This is a genomic window from Phenylobacterium sp. (genome assembly GCF_036263695.1).
Classification (GTDB): Bacteria; Pseudomonadota; Alphaproteobacteria; order Caulobacterales; family Caulobacteraceae; genus Phenylobacterium.
Genome location: NZ_DATAGM010000467.1, coordinates 1 through 3,480, shown reverse-complemented (window position 1 = coordinate 3,480; position 3,480 = coordinate 1). Strand labels below are relative to the sequence as shown.

Genomic DNA, 3,480 nt, shown 5'->3' with positions numbered 1-3,480 from the left:
CGGGGATCGACCGGCTGGCCTCCGAGATCGCGGCGAAGCCCGGGATTGAGGCCGCCGCCCCCTTCGGGGCCGCCGTCCAGGCGTCAGGGACCGACCGGGCTGCGCTGGAGGCGGCGCTCGCCCCATACCGACGCGCGCCGTTCCGCTGGACCGAGGTCCCGCCGACCCTGGAGGACGTGTTCATCCAGCTGATGGGCCGGGCGCAGGACAACTTCCAATGACCGGGGTGTCGGCGGTCCGCGTCTGGGCGGTGCTGGTCAAGGAATTCAAGCAGCTGACCCGCGACCGGCTGACCTACGCCATGATCCTGGCGCTGCCGGTCGTGCAGCTGATCCTGTTCGGCTACGCCATCAACACCGAGCCGCGCCACCTGCCCACCGCCGTGCTGGTGCAGGAGGACTCGGTGCTGGCCCGCTCCACCCTGGCGGCGATGACCAACAGCGGCTTCTTCGACATCGAGCGCACCGCCCGCACGCCGGCCGAGCTCGACGCGCTGATCCGGCGTGGCGAGGTGCAATTCGGCGTCACCATCCCTGGCGACTTCACTCGCCGCGTGGCGCGGGGCGACAAGCCGCAGATCCTGGTGGAGGCCGACGCCACCGACCCCGCGGCCACCGCTGGCGCGGCCGCGGCGCTCGCCGCCCTGCCCGCTCGAGCCCTGGCCCACGACCTGAAGGGCGCCCTGGCCCAGCGCGGCCTTGCGCAAGCGCCGTTCGAGGTCGTCGTGCACCGCCGCTACAATCCCGCCGCGGTGACCGCCTACAACATCGTTCCCGGCCTCTTGGGCGTGATCCTCTCCATGACCCTGGTGATGATGACCGCCCTCAGCGTCACCCGCGAGGCCGAGCGCGGCACCATGGAGAGCCTGCTGGCCACCCCCGTGGAGCCGATCGAGGTGATGATCGGGAAGCTCGCGCCCTACGTCCTGGTGGGCCTGGCCCAGACGGTAATCGTGCTCACGGTCGCGCGGCTGTTGTTCGGGGTGCCGATGGCCGGCGGCTGGATCGGCCTCACCCTGGGCGTCTCCCTGTTCATCGTCGGCTCGCTGGCGCTGGGGTTCCTGATCTCGACGGTGGCGAGGAGCCAGCTGCAGGCGATGCAGATGAGCTTCTTCTACATCCTGCCCTCGATCCTGCTTTCCGGCTTCATGTTCCCGTTCCAGGGGATGCCCGGCTGGGCCCAGGGGATCGGCCAAGTCATCCCCGTCACCCACTTCCTGAGGATCGTCCGCGGCGCGCTGCTGAAGGGCCTGGAGGCCCACGAGATGTGGCGCGAGCTGGCGGCGCTGACCGCCTTCGTCTGCGTGGTCACCGCGCTCGCCATGGTCAGGTATCGCCGCACGCTGGACTAGCCGGATGTGAATCCGGGAACTTAGCTCGGCTTCGCCGCGTCTATTGCAGGGGCGCTCAGGAGCAGGGGTTGAAGCGTAGAGTTGCGTCAGGCCTGGTGACTTGCAGCGACGGGCTGCCACGCTTGCCCGACTCCCTGCCGGCCCCCACATTCGACTCATGAGCGACCGCCCGACGGGAGCCGCGCCGTCCCGGTTGGTGGCGGTTCTGGGGCCGACCAACACCGGCAAGACCCATTTGGCGGTCGAGCGCATGCTCGGCCACGCCAGCGGCATGATCGGCCTGCCGCTGCGCCTGCTCGCCCGCGAGGTCTACGACCGGATCGTCAAGGCCAGGGGCCCGCGCGTCGTCGCCCTGATCACCGGCGAAGAGAAGATCATCCCGCCCCGGCCGCAGTATTTCGTGTGCACGGTCGAGGCGATGCCGCTGTCGCGCGAGGTGGAGTTCCTCGCTATCGACGAGATCCAGCTCTGCGCCGACCCGGAGCGCGGCCACGTCTTCACCCACCGCCTGCTGCACGCCAGAGGCAAGTCCGAGACCATGCTGCTGGGCGCCTCGACCATGGCGCCGCTGGTCCGGCGCCTCTTGCCGCACGCCGAGATCGTCTCGCGCGAGCGGTTCTCCGATCTGTCCTACTCCGGACCCAAGAAGCTGACCCGCCTGCCGCGGCGCAGCGCGGTCGTCGCCTTCTCGGCCGACCAGGTCTACGCCATCGCCGAGCTGATCCGCCGCCAGCGGGGCGGGGCGGCCGTGGTGATGGGCTCGCTCTCCCCCCGCACCCGCAACGCCCAGGTCGCCCTCTACCAGTCCGGCGAGGTGGACTTCCTGGTCGCCACCGACGCCATCGGCATGGGCCTGAACATGGACGTCGACCACGTGGCCTTCGCCGGGCTCCGCAAGTTCGACGGCCGCCGCACCCGCTGGCTCTACCCGCAGGAGATCGGCCAGATCGCCGGCCGGGCCGGCCGCTACCGCAAGGACGGCACCTTCGGCGTCACCGGCGAGTGCGAGGACATGGACCCCGACCTGGTCGAGGCCGTCCAGCAGCACCACTTCGAGCCGGTCGCCGCCGCCGAGTGGCGCAACGCCGCCCTCGACTTCGCCTCCCTGCCGGCCTTGATGCGGTCGCTGTCGGCCGCCCCGCAGCGGGAGGGGCTGAAGCTCGCGGCCGAGAGCCTCGACGAGATGACGCTCCGCCAGCTCGCCGCAGATCCCGAGATCTTCGATCGCTGCCGCGACCGCAGCGCCCTGTTCCGCCTGTGGGACGTCTGCCAGACGCCGGACTTCCGCAAGACCGCGAGCGAGGACCACGTGCGCCTGGTGCGCGACTTCTTCGGCCACCTGACGTCCAAGTCCCGCCGAATTCCCGAGGACTGGATCGCCCGCCAGTACGACTGGCTGGACCGCTCCGACGGCGAGATCGACGCGCTCGCTGGCCGGCTCGCCAGCGTCCGCACCCTGGCGTACGTCGCCAACCGGCCCGACTGGCTGGCCGATCCGGCCAACTGGCAGGGCAAGACCCGGGCGCTGGAGGACCGGCTCTCCGACACCCTGCACGAGAAGCTGATGGCCCGGTTCGTGGACCGGCGGACCAGCGCCCTGATGCGAGGCCTTCGGGTGCGCGAGGACCTGCTGGCCGGCGTCGCCGCCGACGGGGTGGTCACGGTCGAGGGCCAGTACGTCGGCAAGCTGTCGGGCGTCAGCTTCGAGGCCGCCCAGGGCGCCTCGCTGCTGGAGGAGAAGGCGCTGCGCGCCGCCGCCACCGCCGCCGTGGGGCCCGAGATCGCCCGCCGGCTCGGCAAGCTGGCGTCGGAGCCGGACGAGGCGTTTGCGCTCGCACCGGACGGGACGCTGCTGTGGCGGGGCGACGCCGTGGGCGTGCTCTCCGGCGGGACGCTGTTCGCCCCGCGCGTGCGGCTGTTCGGCGAGCTCGGCGCGGGCGCGGCGCGCGAGCGGGCCCAGCGTCGGCTGGAGGCCTTCGCCGCCGCCGAGGCCGACCGGCGGCTGAAGCCCCTGCGCCGGCTGGAAAGCGCCGTCTCCGAGGGCAAGATCAAAGGCCTCGCTCGTGGCTTGGCCTACCGCCTGATCGAGCAGGGCGGCGTCCTGGATCGGGCGGCCGTGCGCGAGGAGG

At 71.6% G+C, this 3,480-nt stretch carries 2 protein-coding genes and 1 pseudogene; all 3 read left to right on the top strand.

Going from position 1 to position 3,480, the window contains the following annotated elements:
- Positions 1-221 (top strand): annotated as a pseudogene (locus tag VHK87_RS18850) (ABC transporter ATP-binding protein); the annotation flags it as partial.
- Positions 218-1,351 carry an ABC transporter permease gene (locus VHK87_RS18845; protein ID WP_329636435.1) on the top strand — a complete coding sequence of 378 codons (1,134 nt, stop codon included), beginning with the start codon at positions 218-220 and terminating at the stop codon, positions 1,349-1,351. The pseudogene VHK87_RS18850 and the gene VHK87_RS18845, both read left to right, overlap by 4 nt.
- Before the next feature lie 157 nt (positions 1,352-1,508).
- Positions 1,509-3,480, top strand: a 1,972-nt coding sequence (locus VHK87_RS18840) for a helicase-related protein (RefSeq protein ID WP_329636434.1), incomplete at its 3' end; no start/stop codon positions are given.

What these genes read in the sequence shown, in the direction of transcription:
- VHK87_RS18845 (WP_329636435.1), top strand. Translation starts at nt 218, where the DNA reads ATGACCGGGGTGTCGGCGGTCCGCGTCTGGGCGGTGCTGGTCAAGGAA.